This is a genomic window from Flavobacterium ginsenosidimutans, assembly GCF_003254625.1.
Lineage (GTDB): Bacteria > Bacteroidota > Bacteroidia > Flavobacteriales > Flavobacteriaceae > Flavobacterium > Flavobacterium ginsenosidimutans.
The window spans coordinates 220,647-244,245 of the sequence record NZ_QJRJ01000073.1 but is presented as its reverse complement, the minus strand read 5'-3'; the positions used below and the strand labels follow the sequence as shown (position 1 = coordinate 244,245).

Below are 23,599 nucleotides of genomic sequence, written 5' to 3'. Positions count from 1 at the left end.
TTCTTACAGGTGTTTAATTAAATATATTTGTCTAATAATCTGTATCGATTATTTAGGACTAGTCAAAAACTAAAAATTAGTTTTTCTCAATCCATTTTCTTGCATTCACAAAAGCTTCGTGCCAAGGCGTAACCTCGTCATTTCTGTCTTTTGGATAATGCGCCCAGTTCCATTGGAAAGTCGAACGCTCAATATGCGGCATCATAACCAAATGTCTTCCAGTTTTATCACACATCATTGCGGTGTTATAATCAGAACCGTTAGGGTTTGCAGGATAACCTTCGTAAGCATATTTAGAAACAATGTTATATTGATCTTCTGAATAAGGCAATTTGAATTTACCTTCTCCGTGAGAAACCCAAACTCCTAAAGTGCTTCCAGCTAATGTTGACAACATAACAGAGTTATTTTCCTGAACCGTTACAGAAGTAAAGATACTTTCGTGTTTCTGGCTTTCATTATGGTGCATTTTTCCGTGAACTTCATGTTCTGGATTAATCACTTCTAATTCCATAAACAATTGGCATCCGTTACAGATTCCAACAGATAAAGTATCTTCTCTTTTAAAGAAATTATCTAAAGCTGTTTTTGCTTTTTCGTTGTATAAGAAAGCTCCAGCCCAACCTTTAGCAGAACCTAAAACATCTGAGTTAGAGAATCCTCCAACTGCTCCAATAAACTGAATGTCTTCAAGTGTTTCACGACCAGAAATTAAATCCGTCATGTGAACATCTTTTACATCAAAACCAGCTAAGTACATCGCATTTGCCATTTCACGCTCAGAATTACTTCCTTTTTCACGAATAATAGCGGCTTTTGGCCTCTTGACTCCACTCGAGATGACAGGCGCTTTTCCTGTAAAGTGTGCAGGGAAAGTATAATTTAAAACTTGATTTTTATAGTTTTCAAAACGTGCTTGAGCTCTTCCGTTTTTAGATTGTTTTTGATCTAATAAATAAGAAGTTTCAAACCAAACGTCTCTGTAAGTTGGAATATCTAAATTCCAATTTCCAATTTCCAAAGTAGCTGTAGAAGTTACAGAACCAATTTTGAAGAATTCAATATTGTTAGCATTTAATTTAGCTTCAACAGCTGCATCAGATTTTGCCTGGAAAACGATTCCGATGTTTTCAGCGAAAAGGATTTTCAATAAGTCTTTTTCAGCAAATGCAGAGAAATCAATTTTAGCTCCCAAATTCACATCAGCAAAACACAATTCTAATAAAGTAGTAATTAAACCACCGCTTCCGATATCGTGACCTGCTAAAATTTGGTTTTCACCGATTAAATCTTGAATGGTATTAAATGCATTTTTGAAGAAAGCTGAATCTTTAATTGTAGAAGTTTCGTTTCCGATTGTGTTTCTGATTTGTGCAAAAGATGAACCTCCAAGTTTGAAATCATCTTGAGACAAATTGATATAATAAATTGAATCTCCATTTTTCTGTAAAACAGGTTCAACTACTTTTCTAATATCTGTACAATTTCCAGCAGCAGAAATAATAACCGTTCCAGGTGCAATTACTTCGTCATTTGGATATTTTTGTTTCATTGAAAGTGAATCTTTTCCTGTTGGAATATTGATTCCTAATTCAATTGCAAATTCTGAACAGCCTTCAACAGCAGCGTACAAACGAGCGTCTTCACCTTCGTTTTTACAAGCCCACATCCAGTTTGCAGATAATGAAATACCTTTTAACTGATCTTTAATTGGAGCCCAGATAATGTTTGATAATGATTCTGCAATAGCATTTCTGCTTCCTGCAACAGGATCGATCAAAGCAGCGATAGGAGCGTGCCCGATAGAAGTTGCAATTCCTTCTTTACCTAAATAATCTAGAGCCATAACTCCAACGTTATTTAAAGGCAATTGTAACGGACCTGCATTTTGCTGTTTTGCTACTTTTCCTCCAACACAACGGTCAACTTTGTTTGTTAACCAGTCTTTTGAAGCAACAGCCTCTAAACGTAAAACGTCTTTTAAATATGATTCGAAATCTCCTGCGTTGTAAGCAACATCAGCATATTTTCTATCGATAGTTTTATCTGTCATAACCGTTTTTGGAGAACTTCCGAAGAAATCTTCTAAAGCATAATCCATCGGTTTTGAACCATTTGATTTTGATTCGAATGTAAAACGGTGATCTCCCGTTACATCTCCAACCTCGTACATAGGAGAACGCTCTCTGTCAGCGATTCTTTGCAACGTATCAATATCTTTTTGACCAATAACCAATCCCATTCTTTCTTGAGATTCGTTACCGATAATTTCTTTTGCAGAAAGAGTAGGATCTCCAACTGGTAATTTGTCTAAATCGATTAAACCTCCAGTTTCTTCAACCAATTCTGAAAGACAGTTTAAGTGTCCTCCAGCTCCGTGATCGTGAATAGAAACAATAGGGTTATTATCGCTTTCTACTAAACCACGAATCGCGTTTGCAGCACGTTTTTGCATTTCAGGGTTTGAACGCTGAATCGCATTTAATTCGATTCCTGAACCGAAAGCTCCTGTATCTGCAGAAGAAACCGCAGCACCACCCATTCCGATTCTATAATTTTCTCCACCTAAGATTACGATTTTATCGCCTTCTTGTGGTTTCTTTTTAATTGATTGATCTAATTTTCCGTAACCAATTCCTCCCGCTTGCATGATTACTTTATCGTAACCAATTTTACGGTCGTTTTCTGAATGTTCGAAAGTTAAAACAGAACCTGTAATAAGCGGCTGACCAAATTTATTTCCGAAATCAGAAGCTCCGTTTGAAGCTTTGATCAAAATATCCATTGGAGTTTGGTACAACCATTTTCTTTCTTCAACAGCATTTTCCCATTTACGATCTTCTTTCAAGCGAGAGTAAGAAGTCATGTAAACGGCAGTTCCAGCTAAAGGAAGCGATCCTTGTCCTCCTGCTAAACGGTCACGAATTTCTCCTCCAGAACCTGTTGCAGCTCCGTTGAAAGGCTCAACAGTTGTTGGGAAATTGTGTGTTTCTGCTTTTAAAGAGATTACAGAATCAAATTCTTTTATTTCGTAAAAATCAGGTTTGTCTGCTGATTTTGGTGCAAACTGCTGCACTTTTGGTCCTTTTACAAAAGCAACGTTGTCTTTGTAAGCAGAAACAATATCGTTAGGATTTTCCTGAGATGTTTTTTTGATTAATTTGAAAAGAGAAGTTTCTTTTTCTTCGCCATCGATAACAAAAGTTCCGTTGAAAATTTTGTGACGGCAGTGTTCTGAATTGGCTTGAGAAAAAGCAAAAATCTCAGAGTCAGTTAATTTTCTTCCAAGTTTAGTTGAAAGATTGTTTAAGTATTCAACTTCTTCTTCGCTTAAAGCTAAACCTTCTACTTTGTTGTAAGTTGCAATATCATCAATCTCCAAAATTGGTTCTGGCTGAATGTTGATAGTGAAGATTTCTTGATCTAATTCGTTGAATTTTTGAGAAAGCATTGGGTCAAAATCAGTAAAATCTTCCGTTGCAGGATGAAATTCTTCGATTCTGATAATACCTGAAATACCCATATTTTGAGTAATTTCTACAGCATTTGTACTCCAAGGTGTAATCATAGTAGCGCGAGGACCAACAAAGAAACCTGTCAATGCAGATTTTTCGATCTTACTTGCGTCGGCAAAAAGCCAGTTTAATTTTGAAATGTCTTGAGCTGAAATTTCGTTTTGCGTTTGTACCGCAAAAACAGTTTTGCTTTGGTTTTCAAAGAAATGGATCATTTGTGTAGTTTGTTGTATTGAGCTGCAAATTTAATGTAAATAAATAGTAAGCGCAAATTTGGAAACCATCTCTTTTCAAAAAAAATGAAATTGCTTTTTTCTTGCATTTTTTCTACCAAAAAGACGCAGAATCAATAAGTTTTGACCTTTTGTAAAATTTAAAGATTTAGTAAAAAGTCTTCTTTGGTATTTTCTGCTATATTAAACTTTTAGAAGAAAAGAAATCAAAATTGCAAACATCAAATTTTGCCATTTTTACATGAACAGATTTGCAAAATTTACGAAACTTCAAAATATGTCAAAAATTTAGGTTTAAAGAAAATTCTCTCAAGTGTAATAAAAAAAGCGGCAAATTGCCGCTTTTTGGTTGATGAAAATCTGATTTTTAATTAATAATAACCTTTTTGAAAGCTATTTTTTCGCCTTTTATAACTTTAATAATGTAGATTCCTGATGATAGATTTTGGATCGAAATTTCAGGAGAAGTTGTGTTTTGTTTTTCGAAAACTTTCTGTCCAGAGAATGAGAAAATTTCAATAGAATATGGAAGATCTGAATTGCCTGATTTAATTCTGAAATTTCCATCAGAAGGATTTGGATAAATTACAATTTCATTAGAATCAGCAATAATTTCCTCTTCTTCGATTTCTGTGGTTTGAACCATTTTGCTCGCTAAGTTGTTGCAAGTGTCTTGTGAATACGAATCCCATTGTGCGCTTAAATTGAATGTTGTACTTGGAGATGTTACAGTCGATTTTCTTCTTAAAGTAACATCGATGGCAAAATTGGCTGTTCCGCCATTGAAAGTTCCGATAATGTCAATTAAAACACCGTTTTTGAATAAACCTACAGCATCATTTCCATTAAAAGTTAGTTCAGTTGCCGTTGTCGAAATGTTAGCCGCACTTGTAGAAAAACAGCTTGATGACATCGAACTATTTACAATTACAAATTTACTTCCTGTTGTTAAAGTTCCGCTCAAAGCCAATCCAGTACTCCAAGAACCAGCACCATTGGTTTGCTTTTTAATCGTATAAGCCGATAAATTAACAGAACTTCCAGTATTGTTTGCAATTTCTAGAGCTTTGTTATTTCCAGAACCTTCAATGTATTCAGAGAAAAGAAGATCGGTTGCAGTTCCAGTTCCGCTGCTGTCTGTTGTAACGCTTATTGTATTGCTTGACGCAGAAGCATTTCCAGCAGCATCTTTTGCTTTTGCATAAATAGAATAACTTGTTGAAGCGATTAAACCTGTAATCGTTGCAGTTAATCCAGAGACAGTTGTTTTTAAAACACTATTTGCATAAATGTCATATCCTGTTACGGCAACATTATCGGTTGAAGCTGTCCAGCTAAGCGAAATTGAAGTTGCAGTTTTTGCTGTTGAAGCTAAACTTGTTGGCGCGGTTGGTGCTTGAGTATCTCCAGAAGATGTTCCGCCCCAAATTTGATTTACATATTCAGGATGATCAATAAATGGATTTCTATTGTTTTGACGTGTATAAATTGCATTGTTTCTAGCAATTTCTCTTGCACTTACAGGATCTTGCGCGTGCCAAGCCAAAAGCATATTTAGGAAAGCTGTGGTAAAAACTTGGTTGCTTGAACCGTTAAACATTGCATAAGAATAACCTGCAACTGTATTTTCGTATCGTGTTGCAAAATAGAAATACATTCTGGCAATATCACCTTTAAATTCATTTATTGGTTCGAAAACAGTTCCAGAATATCCAGAAACGGCACTTGATCCTAATTTGCTTCCGTTTTGAGAAGTATACGTTGCAGAGCTTACATTTCCGTGAGGATAGTTCGAACGTATTCCGTTTACTTTGCCATCAGTTGGCGTAATAAAATGCGCATCGGCAACCATTGGTGATTGTTCATTAAAAACAGATTGCGGAATAATATGCTCTCTATTATAGCAATCGCCTTCAACAGAATAATTACCGCATCTTTGAGTGGTTCCAGTTGTGTAAGTGTACGGATCTGTTCCAGAAGGGTTTTCAGAATACATATCTAAAACAGTTCCGTCATTCTCGTAGAAGTTGTCAACGTCAGAGGTTTGATAAGTAGTATACAAACCTGCGTATCCATTATCAGTATGACCTTTAATAATGTTATACAATTGTGTTTTTAAAGTGAAGCCTGTTCCAGTCGCTGTGCTGTAATATCCAGATGGAATTTGGGCAAAACCAATCGTAGTAAGAAATAATAGCAGTAAAAAGTAGTTTTTTTTCATAAATAAAAGTTTAAGATTTGAATTGGGCTTTTGTTTTTAAAATTCTGATTTTTAAGTTTTTAAAAACGTATTGTAACAAATCTACTACTTTTTAAGAAGCAAAACGTTATGAAAAGTTTAATTTTAGATATATTTTCTTACGAGAGTTTTTTTTGCTGCGAAGGCGCTAAGACGCAAAGTTATTTCGGCAGATTAGACTTTCGTTCCAATATTCCGTAGAGACGCATTGCAGTGCGTCTAACGTATTGTGGATATTCGTTGCGTAGACGCACTGCAGTGCGTCTCTACGATATACTTTTGTGCAAAAAGAAACCTTTGAGCCTTCGCGCCTTTACGAGATTAAAAACTTAGCTTCTTAGTGCCTTCGTGGCAAAAAAATTACTTTGGAAAATCTTGACTCTGATAAGCCCCCAAATCCGGAGGAGAAGTTCTGGTAATTCCTAAAATATCTGCTGGAACGATATAAGCCTGATTCCCTTTCGCGAAAGCGGCAGAAGTATTATCAATATTAAACTTATTTTGAGAAACATTATAAAATTTCGGATTTTCATTCAAAATGATATTATTGTAATGTTCTGTATCGGTTTTGAATTGATAATCTGAATTTGATGTGCTTCCAAATTTCAACAAACAATTATTTAATTGATATACAAACGGCGCGCTTGTATTTTTATCTAAATTAAATTCGTTTGTAGCCGAACCGTAAATAATGCAATTATTAAAAGTTGCCTGAGTAAGCGGATTCGTTTCTGGAGTTGCTCCAGCCAAAGAGTTGCTTAAATTTACCGCAAGCTGAGAACCGCCTGACCAATTATTATTGAAAGTGCTATGTACAAAACTATAATTTCCGCCATAAACACAAGATAAACTGGCTATTCCAGCATAATTGATCACAATATTTACTGCATTAATTTGTGCATTTTGAGCTAAAATTCCGTACTCAACACAATTGTAAACTTGAGTATTTTTAATTTCAATTGTATTTAGCGGACTTCTGAATTCTAAACCAGTAACCGCATTTTTTAATGTCAGATGATTAATAGAATGATTCATGCTTCCTTTCTCAAAAATAACCGAATTCCATTGTCCTGGAATATCAGAATAAAGTGATTCTAAACGATCGCCTTCAAAAATAACTTCGTTTTCGAGTTTATCAGTTGTAGAAGCTGTTCCGTTAATTTCTAGAGAAGCTTTATTTCCAACATATAATCCAGAATTGGCGTGAAAATGAACTCTTGCGCCAGCTTCAAAAGTTACTGTTTTATTTTCGGGAACTCCTGCGTAACCATAAATTACATACGGTTTTTCGTTTGTAAAAAGAAGTTCGTTTCCGTTTGTTGGATCATTTTCGCTTAAATAAAATCCATCAACTTCTTTACCGTCAATTTCGATTTTTTCTTTTGTTCCGTCAAGATTTTGGTTCGGATATAAGAAAACGGCATCTTGAATTAAGGTTACCAAAGCTACTTCCTGTAAATTAGCTCCGCTGTCAAACTGAATTTCATCGGTATATAAAAAATCATCAGGATTTGCATCTGTAATATCTGCCGTGGTTTCTATAAAAATGTACAGACTGTCTTTTGCTAAAAGCGTAACATCTTTAAAAATCTTTCCTTCGCTGCCACTCATTCCGTCAACAGTCATTCTGTATTTGGAGTTTAAGCCTTTTTTTAATTGTACAGTCGGAATCGAAATATCATTTTTACTTCGGTTATAAACTTTCAATTGGTATGTGCTTGAACCTATATTTTTAAAAATAGTGTCCAAATAAACAGTGTCTTTCGAGAACTTTAAATCTCCAGAACTGGCAACAGTATCAAAATCAGTTCGGCAAGAACTGAAAGCTAGAATGATTCCGAAAATAAAAAGTACAAAGTATTGACGCATTTGAATATTTTTTTAGCTACAAATTCACGAATTTTTATTTGAAATAATTCGTGAATTCGTGGCGAATAAATTGTAGATAAAAAATCTTTTTAATTTGTGTAATCTGTGGCAAAAAAAAGCCAAAGATTGATTTTGATTGTTTTTGTAAAAATAACAAAAAACCTACACGTTTGAAGTTGAATTTTAAATTTAGGATCGGATTTTAGATTTATGTCTTATCTTTCTTTAATTTTACGATTTTAAAGTTTATTTTAATGAATTATACAAAAGAGCAGATTTTGGCGCGATGTAATGAGTTTTCTAAAAACACATTAATGGAAACGCTAAAAATAGAATATATCGATGCCGGAGAAGATTTTTTAACTGCGAAAATGCCTGTAAATCCAAGCGTTCACCAACCAATGGGATTATTGCACGGAGGCGCCTCTGTAGCTTTAGCAGAAAGCGTTGGGAGTGCGGCTTCTTTCTTTTTTATTAATCCGAAAGAGCAGGAGGTAAGAGGTATCGAAATTTCGGCAAATCATCTAAAAAGTATTCGTGAAGGTTATGTTTTTGGAACAGCCAGAATTATTCACAAAGGAAGAAGTCTTCATCTTTGGGAAATTAAAATTACCGACGAAGAAGGAAACTTGGTTTCGCTTTGTAAATTGACGAATATGGTTTTGGATAGAAAGAAAAGTGAATAAATTATGAATCCATTTTTCTTAAAAATTAAAAATCATAAAGAACAAAATTTACCTTTTGTACTTTATTCAAAACCCAACACAACAGACCTTATTGGGATTTTACAACAAAATAACACATTACACAAAGTTTCTGATTACAGCGAAAAAGGATTTGTTTTTGCTTCTTTTGATGAAAAAAAAATAATTCTGATTCCTGAAAATGAATCGGAAATTATTACTGCCGAAAAAGAAAAAACTTCTTTCGAACCAATTGAAATTGACGATTTGAGTTTTGATCCCGAAGCTAAATTTCAATATGAATATTTAGTAACGCAGGGAATTCAAGCGATTAAAAATGAAGAATTCAAAAAAGTAGTTTTATCAAGAAGTGAAGAAGTTCCTTTGGCTGAATTTGATTTTATCGAAACTTTTCAGCATTTGGTTCAATTGTATCCTGCGACTTTCTGTTATTGTTTCTTTCATCCTAAAATCGGACTTTGGATGGGAGCAACTCCAGAAAAATTATTGAAGGCAAACGGAAATGTTTTTGAAACAATGGCTTTGGCGGGGACGCAAAAAGATAATCAGGAGACAGAAATTGTTTGGCAGCAAAAAGAAAAAGACGAACAGCAATTTGTAACCGATTTTATCGTAAAAAGACTTCGAGAATTTACGGCTTCGGTTGTAGTTTCTGAACCTTACAGTTTAAAGGCAGGATCAATCTGGCATATTAAAACGGATATTTCTGGAGTTTTAAAAGAAAATTCAACTTTAGAAGAAGTAATCGATACTTTGCATCCTACGCCAGCAGTTTGTGGACTTCCAAAAAAGAAATCAAAAACCTTTATTATAGAAAATGAAAACTACGATAGAACTTTTTACACTGGTTTTTTAGGTGAATTAAACAGCACTTTTGCAGGAAATAATGCCAGTTCTGATTTATTTGTAAATTTACGATGCATGCAGATTCAGGACGGAAAAGCGATTTTATACATGGGCTGCGGTATTACAAAAGAAAGTGTTCCTGAAAGAGAATGGGAAGAAAGCGTCAATAAATCGATGACGATGAAAAAAGTTTTGAGAAAAAGTTTATAAATTGTTTCAAGTTTCAGGTTTCAAGTTTCACGTTCTGTTGACAACTTGAAACCTGAAACTTGAAACTTGAAACAAAAAATAATGAAACTAGACATATTAGCCTTCGGGGCGCATCCAGACGATGTAGAATTAGGTTGTGCTGGAACAATTTTAAAAGAAGTTTCCCTTGGGAAAAAAGTAGGTATTGTAGATTTAACGCGCGGTGAATTAGGAACGCGTGGGACAGCAGAAATTAGAGATCAGGAAGCAAAAGATGCAGCTAAGATTTTAGGAGTTGTTGTGCGTGAAAATTTAGCAATGCGTGATGGATTTTTCGTTAATGATGAAAAACATCAATTAGAAGTCATTAAAATGATTCGTAAATACAAACCAGAAATTGTGTTGTGTAATGCAATTGATGATCGCCATATAGATCATGGAAAAGGAAGTCAACTTGTTTCTGATGCTTGCTTTTTATCTGGTTTAATGAAAATAGAAACTACTGTTGACGGAGAAAAGCAAGAAGCTTGGAGACCAAAAGTAGTTTACCATTATATTCAATGGAAAAATATTACTCCAGACTTCGTTGTGGATATTACTGGATTTGAAGAAAAGAAAGTAGAAGCAATTATGGCATATAAAACGCAGTTTTATGACCCAAATTCAAAAGAACCTGCAACGCCAATTACAAGCAAAAACTTCTTTGAAAGTTTAAATTATCGTGCTAAAGACTTAGGAAGACTAGTTGGGAAAGATTTTGCTGAAGGTTTTACAGTCGAAAGATGTTTGGCAGTCAATAGCTTAGAAAATTTGATTTAATTTTTATGAAAATTTTTCATTTTTTTCTTTGTAGAACTCAACCTTTGTTCTATATTTGCACTCGCTAAGCAGAAAAATGGTGGTTGTAGCTCAGCTGGTTAGAGTAGCGGTTTGTGGTGCCGCGGGTCGCCGGTTCGAACCCGGTCAGCCACCCAGATAGAAAGCCTTGAAGAAATTCAAGGCTTTTTTTGTGCGTTTAATTTTCTGAACCATAAGGTGTTTAAGCTCTTTTTTTAGATTAAACTTGCTTAGTATCATGTCTTAAAAGTGAAAATTCAAAAAATATTTGCATTTCAAATATAGCCCGCGGTTTCAACCGCGTGGGAGATTGGGATTTGCGTTGTGATAACGTCGTGTTCCAGCGGTTGAAACCGCTGGTTATGTTTTCAAATATTGAGTGGTAATTGAAAGGAATGGGATCCTTTGTTCTTAAAGGCAATTGGAATTTGGATTTTTTTTTATTGGAATTTCATAAAAAAAAGCCCAACTGCAAAGTCGGGCTTTTCTAATGGTTATTATATTTGGTTTATGTATTATCTAATTTCTTCAAATGTAGTGCCTTGTTTAATATCTCCAGTTTTAAAACCTTTATTAAACCAATACATTCTTTGTTCTGATGTTCCGTGAGTGAAAGAATCTGGAACAACATGTCCTTGCATTTTACTTTGAATGGCATCGTCTCCAACTGCATTTGCTGCGCTTAAAGCTTCTTCGATGTCTCCGGTATCTAAATTAGTTTGATTATAATGTGCCCAAACTCCAGCATAAAAATCGGCTTGTAATTCTAATGCTACAGATAGTTTGTTGGATTCGGCATCACTTTTTCCTTGTTGCATTTGACGCATTTTAGAAGAGGTTCCTAGCAAAGTCTGAATATGATGGCCAATTTCATGTGCAATAACGTATGCAATGGCAAAATCGCCTCCTTTTGCACCAAATTTAGTTTTCAGTTCTTCAAAAAAATCTAAATCCATATATACTTTTCGATCGCCTGGGCAATAAAACGGACCAGAAGCAGATGATGCGCCTCCGCAGGCAGTTTGTACAGCGCCTTTAAAAAGAACTAATTTAGGCTTTTCATAAGTCATGCCATTTTCGGCAAAAATTTTACTCCAGATATCTTCATTATCAGCCAAGACAACTCTCACAAAATTTCCCATTTCTTCGTCTTCCTTGCTTAATGGAGCTGCAGCTTCGGTTTGCTGACCTTGTCCGCCTTGCATTTGTTCTAGAATTGGGGCGATTTGCTGACCAGTTTCGCCACCAAAAACATTAAGCAGTAAGATAATAATACCAATAACACCACCACCGACTAGTGCTTTACCACCGCCAGAAATTGATCTACGATCTTCGACATTATCACTTTGTCTTCTGCCTTGCCATTTCATATTGAATTGTTTTTAAACTTATTATCTAAAATGATATACGAATTTATAGATTTTTTATGATAAATTTCACAATTGGAACACTTAAGTTTTCAAAAAGATTTTGATATAGTCTCGGTTTTCAGTCACAGTCTCAGTTGAGTTTAGTTCAAGACTGCTAACTGCGACTGCGACTGAAAACTAATAAAATCATCCCAGCCATTTAATTAAAGCTTCTTCTACCGTTCCTTTCATGATTGGTTTCGAAATGTAATCATCCATTCCAGCAGAAATACATTTGTTTCTTTCATCTTTTTCTGCACCAGCTGTTACAGCAATAATTGGGACATCGCGTCCTTTTGTAGTGTTTCTAATTGCTTTTGCGGTTTCATAACCATTCATAATAGGCATTTGAATGTCCATGAAAACAATCGTCGGATTGATTTGTTCGAATTGTTGGATTGCTTCATATCCGTTTTCGCACTCGTATATGTAAGCATTATTATAAAGGTTTTTAATAATTGTTTTGAGAAGAAGCATATTTACTTTGTTGTCTTCAACAATCAAAAATGTAATATTGTTTTCGTTTGGTTCTGCGTCTTCAGAATCCAATTCGATATTTAAACTTTTAAGTTCGGCATTGTATTTATCGTTAATGCTTTGATGGCTAGTTTTTAAATTTAAATCAAAGAAAAAAGTACTTCCTTCGTCGATTTTACTTTCAAGCTGCAAACGGCTTTCCATTAAAGCGAGAAGCTGATTTGAAATAGTTAAACCTAAACCTGTACCTCCAAACTTTCTTGTTGTTGAACTATCTTCCTGAGAAAATGCTTTGAAAATTTTCTTTTGATTTTTTTCTAAAATACCAATTCCAGTATCTATTACTGCAAATCGAATTAAGCAAGTATTATTTTTCTTCTTTTCTAAAACCGAAACATTTAGTTTAATCGAACCTTCACTTGTAAATTTAACCGCATTTGAAAGCAGATTGATCAAAATTTGTTTAAGTCTGACAATATCTGTCCAAATATATTTCGGTACATCAGGATCAATATTTAGTTCTAGACTTAATTTCTTTTGATTGGATTCGTAAACAATTAAATCGAAGACTTGCGCTAGAATTTTTTTAATATCATAAAGATCAATAAAGAGTTCCAGTTTTCCAGCTTCAATTTTAGAGAAATCTAAAATATCGTTTATAATTTCAAGCAGCGAATGTGCTGATTGATTTATAGTTGTCATATATTTTTCCTGAATCTCTTCTAAATCGGTTTTCATAAGCAAATGCGTGAAGCCAATAATTCCGTTGAGCGGAGTTCTGATTTCGTGAGACATATTGGCCAAGAAATCAGATTTTGATTTGTTGGCAGCTTCGGCTAATTGCTTGGCTTTTATGGCGTCTTCAATTTCTTTTTTGTTTGTTATATCAAAATAAATTCCGCCGACAAATTCGATTTCATCATCTCTCTTAATTACGTCTCCAAATTCTTCTATCCAAATAAACTCCCCGGATTTGCGTCTAATGCGATATACATTATGCAAAGGCATTCCTTTTTGTAAATTATCAATCTGGTTATTGATGACTTCTTCTTTGTCATCAGGATGAATTAACGAAAGAAAAGAGAGATTATTTTCGATAAATTCAGATTTCGAATATCCAGTTAGATTTAAAACTTCATCATTTAAGAAGATTTTAGTAGAAAAAGCATCAAATTTCGACAAATAAACCGTTCCAGGAATATTGTTTGCGATCAATTTGAATTTCTCTTCACTTTCTAATATTTTACTTTCATTTCGATTTCTTTCTAAGGCAGAAGAAATGTTATTGGCTAATACCTGAAAAATATTGATTTCATCTTCAGACCATTTTTTCTCTTTCGTACAATCGTCAAAACCAATAAAACCAGTAAAAATATCGTTGATGTAAAGCGGTAAAATTAAAATTGATTTGATTTCATTGTCAATTAAAAGTGTTTTGAAAAAGCCTTCTTTTAAATTTTTAGTTAATGTATTTAAGATTTTTTTCTGTGATGCCGCGTCGTAAATTTCCTTTAAATTTTCTTCAGTCATATGTCGCAGCGGCGTGATTTGATGAGTAACACCTTCACGAGACCATTTGTATTTTTGACTGACCGTATTATAAATTGGGTCTTTTTCGTAATAATACATATGATCCACTTTTGCAGCTTTTCCAATGATATTATACGTTTCCTGAAACATTTGATGCGTTGTTTTGCTCAACAGGAATTTTTCAGTACAAGATGAAAGTGCAGATAAAAGCTGACTTTTAAATTCTAATTTTCTTTCTGCTTCCAAACGCATTTGAGACGAAATGGCAAGCGAAATAACATCTGAAATAGTTCTCGCATAATTGATGTCTTCATTATCCCATTCGCGTTTTTGCTCGGTGCTTTCAAAACAAACTACTCCAGCCAATTGTCCGCTCAAGAAAATTGGAACATCTAGCATTGACTTAATATTATTTTTTGTAAAGTAAAGCTTTTGAAATTCAGATGTTTCTAATTTATTGAATACATCTGGTGCATTGATAATGGCTTTGTTGCTTAACGTTTCAAAATAAATAGGATAAGATTCTTTATTTAAAATGTTTTTATCGCTTAAGTTTTGATTGTCAAGACTAAAAAGGTTTTTACAGGTGATTAAATCTTTGTGATATTTCCAGAAACTTACGCGGTTGGCATGACTAATTATAGAAGCTTCTTTAAGAATTAAATCAATTACAGTATTAAGTTTGTCGTATCTGCTGAAATCGGTCGTTGATAATTTTTTGGTCGAATTATTATAAGCTTCGATTTTTTTGAGACGTCTTTTTTTCTCGTTTTCAATATTTTTCTTTTCAGTAATATCCCTTGCAATTCCAGAGAATCCTGCTGTTAATCCTGAATCATTTTTACGAACAATAATCTTTTGTGAAACCCATATTTCTTCTCCGTTTTTCTTTAAAATAGGAATTTCAATTATTGGATAATTGTTTTCATTAAGTACCAGATTTTCGTAGAAATCAACAGCGCTTTTGATGTAATGTTCGTGAATAAAATTAGAATAATGTTTTCCGATAATTTCATTTTCTGCGTAACCAAGAATTGCGATTCCAAATTCATTTATGAATGTAAAATGGCCTTCAGCATCAATTTCGAAAATGATATCGGTTGCAGTTTGAATTAGATTTTTGTATTGATCCTGAACAAGGATTTGTTCTGTAACATCTTGCCCGATACTGATAATTAAATCATCTGAAAATTTTTTGTCTTTCCATTGAATGTATTTGTAATCACCATTTACGGTTTTTAATTTTCTAATGTAAAGCTTATTTTCGTGATTTTTGACAGGATTTAATTTTTTTGCAAATTCAGAATCTTGTGTCAGTTCCCAAAATTTTAATCCCATAACTTGTTCGGGCTGATAACCTAAGATGGGAATTATGGTTTCACTGCAAAACAGTATTTCTCCTTTTTGATTGGATGCAATTGTTAACGAATTTCCTTTATGAACAATTTCACTTGCAAACCTAAAATTGTCTCGATTGTTTAATAAAACGGCATATTTTACCTGATTTATAATGAAAATAAGAATGCAGAAGTTTATCAGTAAAATTGAAGATTTTATAGGAATGAGCTGAAAAGCTACCGTAACAATTAAAAAAGTAAAAGTTAAAGCAACAAAGAACCAATAGATTTTGATTGGTTTAAGTATGCTGTACGAAAAGAAAAAAGAAATTAGAAAAACAATAATCGGGACAACATCACTGGCTAGGGCTACAATATTGTAAGCAACATAGCTCATGTAAATGAAAAAGCAGGAGATGAAAATCTGCTGAATATGATCTCGCAGCCACTTTATTTTATCGGTAATTGCATAAATAACAAGTACAGATATACCAATAGAAACATTTAGCACTAAAAGACTTTTAGGTCTAATTTTGAAAATTTCATTGATGATTTCAATCAGAATTACTGCAATTCCAAAAAATAAAATATAAAGCTGATATTCTCTGCTTATGGTATCTTGTTCTTTCTTTTTTTCGATGAAATAACCAATTTTAGCTTTAATTCTAAAAAACTGATAAACTAACAGCGAAAGAAATGCAAAGAGCGATAATCCTAATACAATAAGTTTAGAATTATTGTAAAAAATAATGTCCGAATTAAACACATACCAACCAGTCATGATTGATTCAAAGGCGCTTCCAAAATAGGAAATTCCCGAAATAACCGATTTGAAAAAACTATAGTCTGCGGCCATAGAATTTGGGGTATGTTGGTTTAGTAAATAGCTTTTTGAAAATTCTTAAAAGAAGTGGTTAGGTTCTCTGAAATTAAGAATTTTCGATTTTAATCTACATTGTATCTTCCAATTGAATCAATTGAATCTTCATCTTCTGATTCTGTTCCAAAAATCGCAAAATAAGTTGCATAAATCATAGAACTATTGAAAACAACAGTAAAAATAACTCCTACACAGCAGGCAATAAAGCCAACCATAGAGCCAATAAAACCTATAATAAAAAATGCAAATATGTTAAGCGGATTTTTAGTAACAATAATAATACTTGATTTTATAGCATCGATAGCTCTCAGGTTTCCGAAAACGATCAAAGGAATTGATAAAAACATGAAATAAGAAACCATAAAAGAAATTACATTCCCTACAAATACAATGTTTAAACTCTCAATCAAATTAGCAAGGGCTGTTCCTAAAAGTGCAGGAATAAAAGCCGCAACGAAAATCTGTCCAAAATAAGGAGATGTATAATAACTAAAAATAGTTGAAACATTAAATTCAACATCTTTATCTGCAGAATCTGCCATTTTCAAAAAACCTGCGCCAAAAGGAGCTGTAATTCCTGCAAGTACAGAAACAGAAACGGTTTGTATTACAAGCTCAATCGCAGTGAATTGTTGATTTTCGAAGTTCTCAATAAAATCTTTAGTCATAACTTGAACACCATAAAAAGCAACCGCTACTCCAATAATAGCGATACAAGCAATAATAGAAAAGACTAAGATAATAAGTCCAGAATAAAGTGCTATTTTTTTATAGTTTTCGAAGGCATGATTAAAAACTGTAGCAAAATCAAGGGAATAGCCATTCTTTTTGATGTCCTCAATTTGGTTAAGTGTCGATTTCATTTTTGCGTAAAGTTGTTTTATAGACTTGTAATATTTGATAAGTATCTTGACGTAAATATAATATTTTTAATCAATTCCGTATCAAAATCTATAAAACATTGCGAAATGTTTTTAACTGATTTAAAGCCAGTCTAAAATTCGTTTTATTGAAGCTAATTTGTCTTTGTATGGCGCATAACGCATAGGTAAATCAAGCCAATTACCTTTTTTTACAATTGGTTTGTGATGAGAAAAAGTATCGAAGCTGCGTTTGCCATGATAAGCACCGATTCCACTGTGTCCAACACCGCCAAAAGGCAGTCTGTTATTAGAAAAATGAACAACTGTATCGTTGATACACCCGCCTCCAAAAGAGTATTTCGAAATTAATTTCTGGGCAAATGAATTATTTTCGCTAAAAATGTAAAATGAAAGAGGTTTCTCATAACGGCTTACGACCTTTTCTATGTCGTTTTCATTTTCATAAACAAGAATCGGCAGGATTGGTCCAAAGATTTCTTCTTTCATAACAGCGCTATCCAAATCTGGCTCTTCAAGAAGAGTAGGAGCAATATAAAGTTTATTGGCATCACTTTCTCCGCCAAATATAATATGTTCATTTTGAATCATATTGGTTAATCGATACCAATTTTTTGTATTTATAATTCTCGCAAAATCAGGTGATTTGTCTATTTTTTTTCCGTAGGCTTTTATGATTTCTTCTATTAAATAAGAAATAAAATTAACCTTCATGTTTTTCTGAATCAGAATATAATCTGGTGCAATGCAAGTCTGGCCTGCGTTGATAAATTTTCCCCAGACAATACGTTTGGCTGCCAGTTTTAAATTGGCGGTTTCATCAACAATACATGGATTTTTTCCGCCTAATTCTAAAGTTACAGGAGTTAAATTTTCAGCTGCGGCTTTAGCAACGATTTTACCGACAGCGACACTTCCAGTAAAAAAGATGTAATCCCAACGTTTTTCCAATAATTTATTAGAAACTTCGACACCACCTTCAAAAACTTCTACATGATTGATATGAAAAGTTTTTTCTATGATTTTAGCAATTATTGCCGATGTGTGCGGAGTAAGTTCAGACGGTTTTAAAACAACTCGGTTTCCAGCGGCAACAGCAGCAACAAGCGGACATAAAGCAAGTTGAAAAGGGTAGTTCCAGGGAGCGATAATTAATACATCGCCATAAGGTTCTTTATGAATATAATCGGAAGAAGGAAAATTAAGAATTGATGGAAAAACACGTTTTGGTTTCGCCCATTTAGTGATGTTTTTAATAACATCTTTAAGTTCCGAAATAACGTAATTCGTTTCGGTTAAAACAGCTTCAAACTCTGGTTTTTTAAAGTCATCATACAAAGCTTTTACAATCAAATCTTCGCTTTTCTGAATATTATACAATAACTTTTTTAGAGTTTCTTTTCGATATCCGATGTCGCTTTTAAAGTCCATTTTTCGATTAGCTTGTTTTTTACTCCCTGCAAGTTAATCGATAAAATTTAAAAAATTAACAATTAAATCATAAAAATCATACAGCATTCCAAATAGAATCGTCTGGAGTAGGAGCAATAATTGTAATGTTTTCTTTCGAAACAGGATGTACAAAAGTCAGTTTTCTAGCATGAAGATGAATTCCGCCATCTGGATTGCTTCGGTCTGCGCCGTATTTTAAATCACCTTTGATTGGAGATCCAATTGCAGTTAGCTGAGCACGAATTTGATGATGACGACCTGTATGTAAATTGATTTCCAACGCCGTATAATTTTGAAGTTCTTTAATTATAGTATAATCCAAACTCGCCAATTTGCTGTCTGGAACTTCTTTTGAATGCGCTTTTGAAGTATTATTTTTTTCGTTTCTTTTTAAATAATGAACCAATTTAGCTTTTGCTTCTTTTGGTTTATTTTTTACAACGGCCCAATACGTTTTTTTAGTTTCACGATTACTAAACAATTCATTCATTCGAGATAAAGCTTTGCTAGTTCGAGCAAAAACCACAATTCCAGTTGTAGGTCGATCCAAACGATGAATTACGCCTAAAAAAACATCTCCAGGTTTATTGTACTTTTCTTTAATGTATTCTTTTACAATATCAGAAAGAGGTTTGTCGCCAGTTTTATCACCTTGTACAATATCACCCACACGTTTGTTAATCACAATTATGTGATTGTCTTCGTGTAAAATTTGGAGATTATTTTTATCTGAAATAATTTTCATATTAGACTGGCTTAGATTTTAGACTGACTTAGACTTCTTAGATGTTAACTTAATACTTTTTTTTATAGTAAAGTCGCTCTAAATCTTGATGTCATTTTAGTAATTTCTTCAAGTAAATTAATTAATTCAAATGTATTTGCTTCATTTATGAATCCTAAATCAGATGATATTAATAGTTGTGTTTCAACTTCATATGCTGATCCAATAGCAATTTCTAAAAATCGAGCGAAATCTTTATTTGAATTCCTTGAAGATCCTTCTGCGATATTTGAAGGAATAGATACAGCAGCTCTTCTTAACTGATTTATTATTCCGAACTTTTCTTCACTTGGAAATGTAGCTGTTATAGAATAAATTTTGGAACAAAACGATCTGCTTTTTTTCCAAATTAACAACTCTTTAAATTGATGCATTTTTTAAAATAATGTTTTTTGGCAATAGCTTAAAAATTTTAATTCTAGACTTCCCAGTTTATGTTTTAAATAATTTTACAACACAAAGTCTAAGAAGTCTAAGTCAGTCTAAAATCTAAGCTAGTCTAATCTTAATATTGTTCTTTTTCGTTCGGGAAATCACTAGACTTAACATCTGCAGCATATTGTCCGATTGCTTTAGTCATTTCTTCGTAAAGATTTAAGTAGCGACGTAAGAAACGTGGACTGAATTCATTATTCATTCCCAACATATCGTGGATTACTAAAACTTGTCCGTCAACTCCGCCTCCAGCTCCAATTCCGATTACAGGAATAGAAATACTTTCTGCAACTTTTTTAGCAAGGTCTGCTGGGATTTTTTCCAAAACTACTGCAAAACATCCAACTTTTTCAAGCATTTGAGCATCTTCAATCAATTTTTCAGCTTCTTCTTCTTCTTTTGCACGAACGCTGTAAGTTCCGAATTTGTAGATAGATTGAGGCGTTAAACCTAAATGCCCCATAACTGGAATTCCAGCATGTAATATTTTTTTGATTGATTCTTTAATTTCTTTTCCGCCTTCTAGTTTTACTGCGTGTCCGCCGCTTTCTTTCATAATTCTAATAGCAGAACGTAAAGCTTCTTTAGGATCAGATTGGTAGCTTCCAAAAGGCAAGTCAACCACAACCAAACCTCTTTCTACAGCGCGAACTACAGAAGAAGCATGATAAATCATTTGATCTAAAGTAATTGGAAGAGTCGTTTCGTGACCAGCCATTACGTTTGATGCCGAATCACCAACTAAAATTACGTCAACACCTGCAGTGTCAACAATTTTCGCCATTGTATAATCGTACGCAGTAAGCATAGAGATTTTTTCTCCGTTGCTTTTCATTTCAATTAATGACTTTGTTGTGATTCTTTTATAATCTTTTTTTGCTACTGACATTTTATTGTTTTTTTGATATTGTAAAAGTATTGAATAATTGTAAAATGGGAATCAGCAATAATAGAATATTTCGACAGAATATATTTTTCCGTCCTTAAATTCTAAGCGAAATTGACTGTCTTCCATTACGATAGTGTAATTATGAGGTGATTTTAGAGAAGCTTCAATATACGTTCCATATTTTTCTATGAAAGCTTTTTCAGACAGCGTATGATCTAAAATTGCGTTTGAGTTTAGAATGAATTTATTGTTTTCATTAATAAAAACTTTAATGATTTCGCCTTTATTTTGTTTTTCATCTACAGATACTTCCAAGTCGGGATAGTAATAAAATAAATCACTTAAATATATTCCGCATTCGTCTGAAATTTGATTTTTCTTGGTTGGATTTCCCATTATCTTAATCAAATCGGTCTGTGAAATAGTAACTGATTTTGTTTTAAAACCTTTTAAAGAATAATATGATTTTTGAGAAAATGCAATAATCTGTTCTGGTAATTTATGGTTTGCCAAAGCTTTCGCCAAAGCCATATTTAATTCGGTTTCAGCAATTAATTTTGGATCGTTGATTTGTTTGACAACTTCATAATATCGCTGATAAGCAGGGATTAACGAAGAATAATCGCTGTTCCAAGCCAATTCTACAATTCGCTCACTTACTGTTTTTCGTTCAGTTAGATTGTTTGTGTCTAGTTTATCAAAATCTTTTAGTAAGGCATCAAAATTAGGTCTTGGGCCAAGAAATTTTCTTAGCGTATATTTTGCATATTCTTCTGTAAAACTACCGTTGATATTTACCCATTCATCAGGATTTAAAGGAATATAATTTACAGCAACAGGATCTCCAGTAAATAGGATTTCTCTAATTTTTGAATTTTTATCGGGTAAAGCTCTCGCTTTCAATCCGGCAGCGAGAATAAAAAGGTGATTTCCGCCATAATAGGCATCACCGCCTTCAATAATTGGATTTTTAGAATCTTTAATTTTTACATCTTTCGCATTCAAACTTTTGGCTACAAATTTCTCTTGAACATAGCCTTCATTCAAATTATCAGCTTGTATTTTGTACCAGCCGTTTTGATTTTCAGATAACATTCGAACTTCTGCTCCATATTTAAAATAGCCTAAAAAATCAGCAGATGAATTTGGTGAAGTATAAAGTCTTGTGTCTGAATTTAGAAAATAACGTTCTTGAGAATGCAGTAGAACAGAACAGAAAAAAAATAAAAAGTAAAGTTTTTTCATGAAGTTGACGTTGTATTTTTCACACAGATTTAAAAAGATTTAAGCCAATATTCGCAGATTTTTTTATTTTGAATCTGCTAAAATCTGCCGAATCTGCGTGAAAAAATCTTTTAATACTTTCCAATCAGTGGCAAAATAATAGTTTAACAATCTGCCATATTTACAGCAATTGCAAGTCCACCTTCTGAGGTTTCTTTGTATTTTGAATTCATATCTTTTGCTGTTTCCCACATCGTGTTGATCACTTTGTCTAAAGGAACTTTAGCATTTTTAGAGTCTGTTTCTAAAGCCAATTCAGCCGCATTTATCGCCTTAATCGCACCCATAGTATTTCTTTCGATACATGGAATCTGAACCAAACCGCCAATTGGATCGCAAGTCAAACCTAAATGATGTTCCATTGCAATTTCGGCAGCCATTAAAACCTGAGCAGGAGTTCCGCCCATTAATTCGCATAAAGCCGCAGCTGCCATTGAAGACGAAACACCAATTTCAGCCTGACATCCGCCCATTGCAGCAGAAATCGTAGAACCTTTTTTGAAAATACTTCCAATTTCGCCCGCAACCATCAAAAATTGTTTGATTTCTTTTTCGCCTGCATCGTGGTTTTCAATCACCATATAATACATTAAAACAGCTGGAATTACACCAGAACTTCCATTGGTTGGAGCAGTAACAACACGGCCTAAAGATGCATTTACTTCATTCACGGCAAGTGCAAAACAGCTAACCCATTTTAAGATTTGGCGAAATTTAACTTCGGTTTTTCTGATTTCTTCCAGCCAGCTTTGCGGATCGGTATAATTAGATAGTCCGATTAGATTTTGATGCATGTCAAAAGCTCTTCTTCGAACGTGAAGTCCGCCAGGTAGAATTCCTTCAGAATGACATCCAATGTACATACATTCCAGCATCGTGTTCCAAATTCGCATTAATTCTGAATGAACCTCTGCTTCAGGACGCATCGAGATTTCATTTTCATATACAATTTCAGAAATCGATTTGTTTTCAGTAACGGTATAATTCAATAATTCAGCTGCATTTTGAATTGGATAAGGAAATGCACATTTTATAACTTCTTTCAGTTTAGCATTTGTACGCTCTTCTTTTACCACAAATCCGCCTCCGATAGAATAAAAAGTAGATTCATATTCAGAATCATCAGATTTATAAGCAGTAAATTTCAATCCATTTGCATGGAAAGGAAGAAAATCTTTATTGAAAACAATGTCTTGAAGAAAAAAGAACGGAATCACTTTTTGGTTACCCAAATTGATTTCGCTAGTCGTTTCGATTTTTTTAATAATTCCTGCAATATCTTCAACCGGAATATATTCAGGATCTTGTCCGCTCAATCCGAGCATTACAGCAAGATCTGTTGCGTGACCCTTTCCAGTCAAAGAAAGCGAACCGTATAAATCGACTTTTACTCTCGTAATGTCATCTAAAATAGCTTCATCTTTCAACTCTTCCAGAAAGCGTTCGGCAGCGCGCCAAGGTCCTAAAGTATGTGAGCTAGAGGGACCAACGCCAATTTTAAGCATATCAAAAACTGAGATACATTCTTCCATTGTTCGTTTTTTGTTAAGACAAAGATAATTGAATAATGCAATGATGATTCATATTTGAATGTTAATCTTGCGTATTTGTTAAAAAAAATATTAAATTTTAATAATTCGGCAACGAAATAAATTTAAATCCTTAATATGCGGTTTACGTAAAAAGTTCGCGTTTTTTCGGTATTTTTGTAAAGAATGATTAGCGCAAAAAGCGCAATCTTTATATTAATACTCTTGGATTTTTGTTTTAATTCTGAAATGTCTTTTTACAAATATTAATACCACAAGA

Annotated in this window: 15 protein-coding genes and 1 tRNA gene; 4 read left to right on the top strand and 12 right to left on the bottom strand. The window is 33.5% G+C overall.

The features are described 5' to 3' along the window. Positions 1-76: 76 nt before the first annotated feature. The 3 genes from purL to DM444_RS08455 form a co-directional block, all read right to left on the bottom strand. Positions 77-3,730, bottom strand: a complete 3,654-nt coding sequence (gene purL / locus DM444_RS08465; protein WP_111285583.1) for a phosphoribosylformylglycinamidine synthase — start codon at positions 3,728-3,730, stop codon at positions 77-79. Between the two features lie 385 nt (positions 3,731-4,115). Further along, positions 4,116-5,969, bottom strand: a complete 1,854-nt coding sequence (locus DM444_RS08460; RefSeq protein ID WP_111285582.1) for an endonuclease — start codon at positions 5,967-5,969, stop codon at positions 4,116-4,118. A gap of 378 nt (positions 5,970-6,347) precedes the next feature. After that, positions 6,348-7,856: a hypothetical protein gene (locus tag DM444_RS08455; RefSeq protein WP_111285580.1), complete on the bottom strand. Its 1,509-nt coding sequence runs from the start codon at positions 7,854-7,856 to the stop codon at positions 6,348-6,350. Between the two features lie 254 nt (positions 7,857-8,110). Here DM444_RS08455 and DM444_RS08450 point away from each other — a divergent pair, with 254 nt between their 5' ends. The 4 genes from DM444_RS08450 (at position 8,111) to DM444_RS08435 (ending at position 10,567) form a co-directional block, all read left to right on the top strand. Beyond that, positions 8,111-8,542: a PaaI family thioesterase gene (locus DM444_RS08450; protein WP_012026684.1), complete on the top strand. Its 432-nt coding sequence runs from the start codon at positions 8,111-8,113 to the stop codon at positions 8,540-8,542. 3 nt (positions 8,543-8,545) lie between these two features. Then, the gene (locus tag DM444_RS08445; RefSeq protein WP_111285578.1) at positions 8,546-9,616 is read left to right on the top strand and encodes a chorismate-binding protein; all 1,071 of its coding nucleotides are present in this window, start codon (positions 8,546-8,548) and stop codon (positions 9,614-9,616) included. A gap of 81 nt (positions 9,617-9,697) precedes the next feature. Beyond that, a complete protein-coding gene (gene bshB1 / locus DM444_RS08440; protein WP_111285576.1) occupies positions 9,698-10,414 on the top strand; it encodes a bacillithiol biosynthesis deacetylase BshB1 in 717 nt (238 codons plus the stop codon). Between the two features lie 79 nt (positions 10,415-10,493). Then, a tRNA-His gene (locus DM444_RS08435) sits at positions 10,494-10,567 on the top strand. A gap of 380 nt (positions 10,568-10,947) precedes the next feature. Here DM444_RS08435 and ypfJ read toward each other — a convergent pair. The 9 genes from ypfJ to DM444_RS08390 all read right to left on the bottom strand — a co-directional run bounded on the left by ypfJ (position 10,948) and on the right by DM444_RS08390 (position 23,322). Continuing rightward, the gene (ypfJ, locus tag DM444_RS08430) at positions 10,948-11,802 is read right to left on the bottom strand and encodes a KPN_02809 family neutral zinc metallopeptidase (protein WP_111285574.1); all 855 of its coding nucleotides are present in this window, start codon (positions 11,800-11,802) and stop codon (positions 10,948-10,950) included. 186 nt (positions 11,803-11,988) lie between these two features. After that, positions 11,989-16,041, bottom strand: coding sequence for a PAS domain S-box protein (locus DM444_RS08425; protein WP_111285572.1), 4,053 nt, complete (start codon positions 16,039-16,041; stop codon positions 11,989-11,991). Between the two features lie 89 nt (positions 16,042-16,130). Continuing rightward, positions 16,131-16,928 carry a hypothetical protein gene (locus tag DM444_RS08420; RefSeq protein ID WP_111285570.1) on the bottom strand — a complete coding sequence of 266 codons (798 nt, stop codon included), beginning with the start codon at positions 16,926-16,928 and terminating at the stop codon, positions 16,131-16,133. A 120-nt stretch (positions 16,929-17,048) separates the two neighbouring features. Next, positions 17,049-18,377 carry an aldehyde dehydrogenase gene (locus DM444_RS08415; protein WP_111285568.1) on the bottom strand — a complete coding sequence of 443 codons (1,329 nt, stop codon included), beginning with the start codon at positions 18,375-18,377 and terminating at the stop codon, positions 17,049-17,051. A 76-nt stretch (positions 18,378-18,453) separates the two neighbouring features. Continuing rightward, positions 18,454-19,143, bottom strand: a complete 690-nt coding sequence (locus DM444_RS08410; RefSeq protein WP_111285566.1) for an RluA family pseudouridine synthase — start codon at positions 19,141-19,143, stop codon at positions 18,454-18,456. Between the two features lie 62 nt (positions 19,144-19,205). Then, a complete protein-coding gene (locus tag DM444_RS08405; RefSeq protein ID WP_111285564.1) occupies positions 19,206-19,556 on the bottom strand; it encodes a four helix bundle protein in 351 nt (116 codons plus the stop codon). Between the two features lie 131 nt (positions 19,557-19,687). Beyond that, on the bottom strand, positions 19,688-20,506 hold the full coding sequence (panB, locus tag DM444_RS08400; RefSeq protein WP_111285562.1) for a 3-methyl-2-oxobutanoate hydroxymethyltransferase: 819 nt from the start codon (positions 20,504-20,506) through the stop codon (positions 19,688-19,690). A 51-nt stretch (positions 20,507-20,557) separates the two neighbouring features. Then, a complete protein-coding gene (locus DM444_RS08395) occupies positions 20,558-21,751 on the bottom strand; it encodes an SH3 domain-containing protein (protein WP_111285560.1) in 1,194 nt (397 codons plus the stop codon). A 143-nt stretch (positions 21,752-21,894) separates the two neighbouring features. Further along, positions 21,895-23,322, bottom strand: a complete 1,428-nt coding sequence (locus DM444_RS08390; RefSeq protein WP_111285558.1) for an L-serine ammonia-lyase — start codon at positions 23,320-23,322, stop codon at positions 21,895-21,897. Positions 23,323-23,599 lie beyond the last annotated feature (277 nt).

Excerpts from the sequence above, each read along its gene's own strand:
- purL (WP_111285583.1), bottom strand. The coding sequence starts at position 3,730 with ATGATCCATTTCTTTGAAAACCAAAGCAAAACTGTTTTTGCGGTACAA.
- DM444_RS08460 (WP_111285582.1), bottom strand. The coding sequence starts at position 5,969 with ATGAAAAAAAACTACTTTTTACTGCTATTATTTCTTACTACGATTGGT.
- DM444_RS08455 (WP_111285580.1), bottom strand. The coding sequence starts at position 7,856 with ATGCGTCAATACTTTGTACTTTTTATTTTCGGAATCATTCTAGCTTTC.
- DM444_RS08450 (WP_012026684.1), top strand. The coding sequence starts at position 8,111 with ATGAATTATACAAAAGAGCAGATTTTGGCGCGATGTAATGAGTTTTCT.
- DM444_RS08445 (WP_111285578.1), top strand. The coding sequence starts at position 8,546 with ATGAATCCATTTTTCTTAAAAATTAAAAATCATAAAGAACAAAATTTA.
- bshB1 (WP_111285576.1), top strand. The coding sequence starts at position 9,698 with ATGAAACTAGACATATTAGCCTTCGGGGCGCATCCAGACGATGTAGAA.
- ypfJ (WP_111285574.1), bottom strand. The coding sequence starts at position 11,802 with ATGAAATGGCAAGGCAGAAGACAAAGTGATAATGTCGAAGATCGTAGA.
- DM444_RS08425 (WP_111285572.1), bottom strand. The coding sequence starts at position 16,041 with ATGGCCGCAGACTATAGTTTTTTCAAATCGGTTATTTCGGGAATTTCC.
- DM444_RS08420 (WP_111285570.1), bottom strand. The coding sequence starts at position 16,928 with ATGAAATCGACACTTAACCAAATTGAGGACATCAAAAAGAATGGCTAT.
- DM444_RS08415 (WP_111285568.1), bottom strand. The coding sequence starts at position 18,377 with ATGGACTTTAAAAGCGACATCGGATATCGAAAAGAAACTCTAAAAAAG.
- DM444_RS08410 (WP_111285566.1), bottom strand. The coding sequence starts at position 19,143 with ATGAAAATTATTTCAGATAAAAATAATCTCCAAATTTTACACGAAGAC.
- DM444_RS08405 (WP_111285564.1), bottom strand. The coding sequence starts at position 19,556 with ATGCATCAATTTAAAGAGTTGTTAATTTGGAAAAAAAGCAGATCGTTT.
- panB (WP_111285562.1), bottom strand. The coding sequence starts at position 20,506 with ATGTCAGTAGCAAAAAAAGATTATAAAAGAATCACAACAAAGTCATTA.
- DM444_RS08395 (WP_111285560.1), bottom strand. The coding sequence starts at position 21,751 with ATGAAAAAACTTTACTTTTTATTTTTTTTCTGTTCTGTTCTACTGCAT.
- DM444_RS08390 (WP_111285558.1), bottom strand. The coding sequence starts at position 23,322 with ATGGAAGAATGTATCTCAGTTTTTGATATGCTTAAAATTGGCGTTGGT.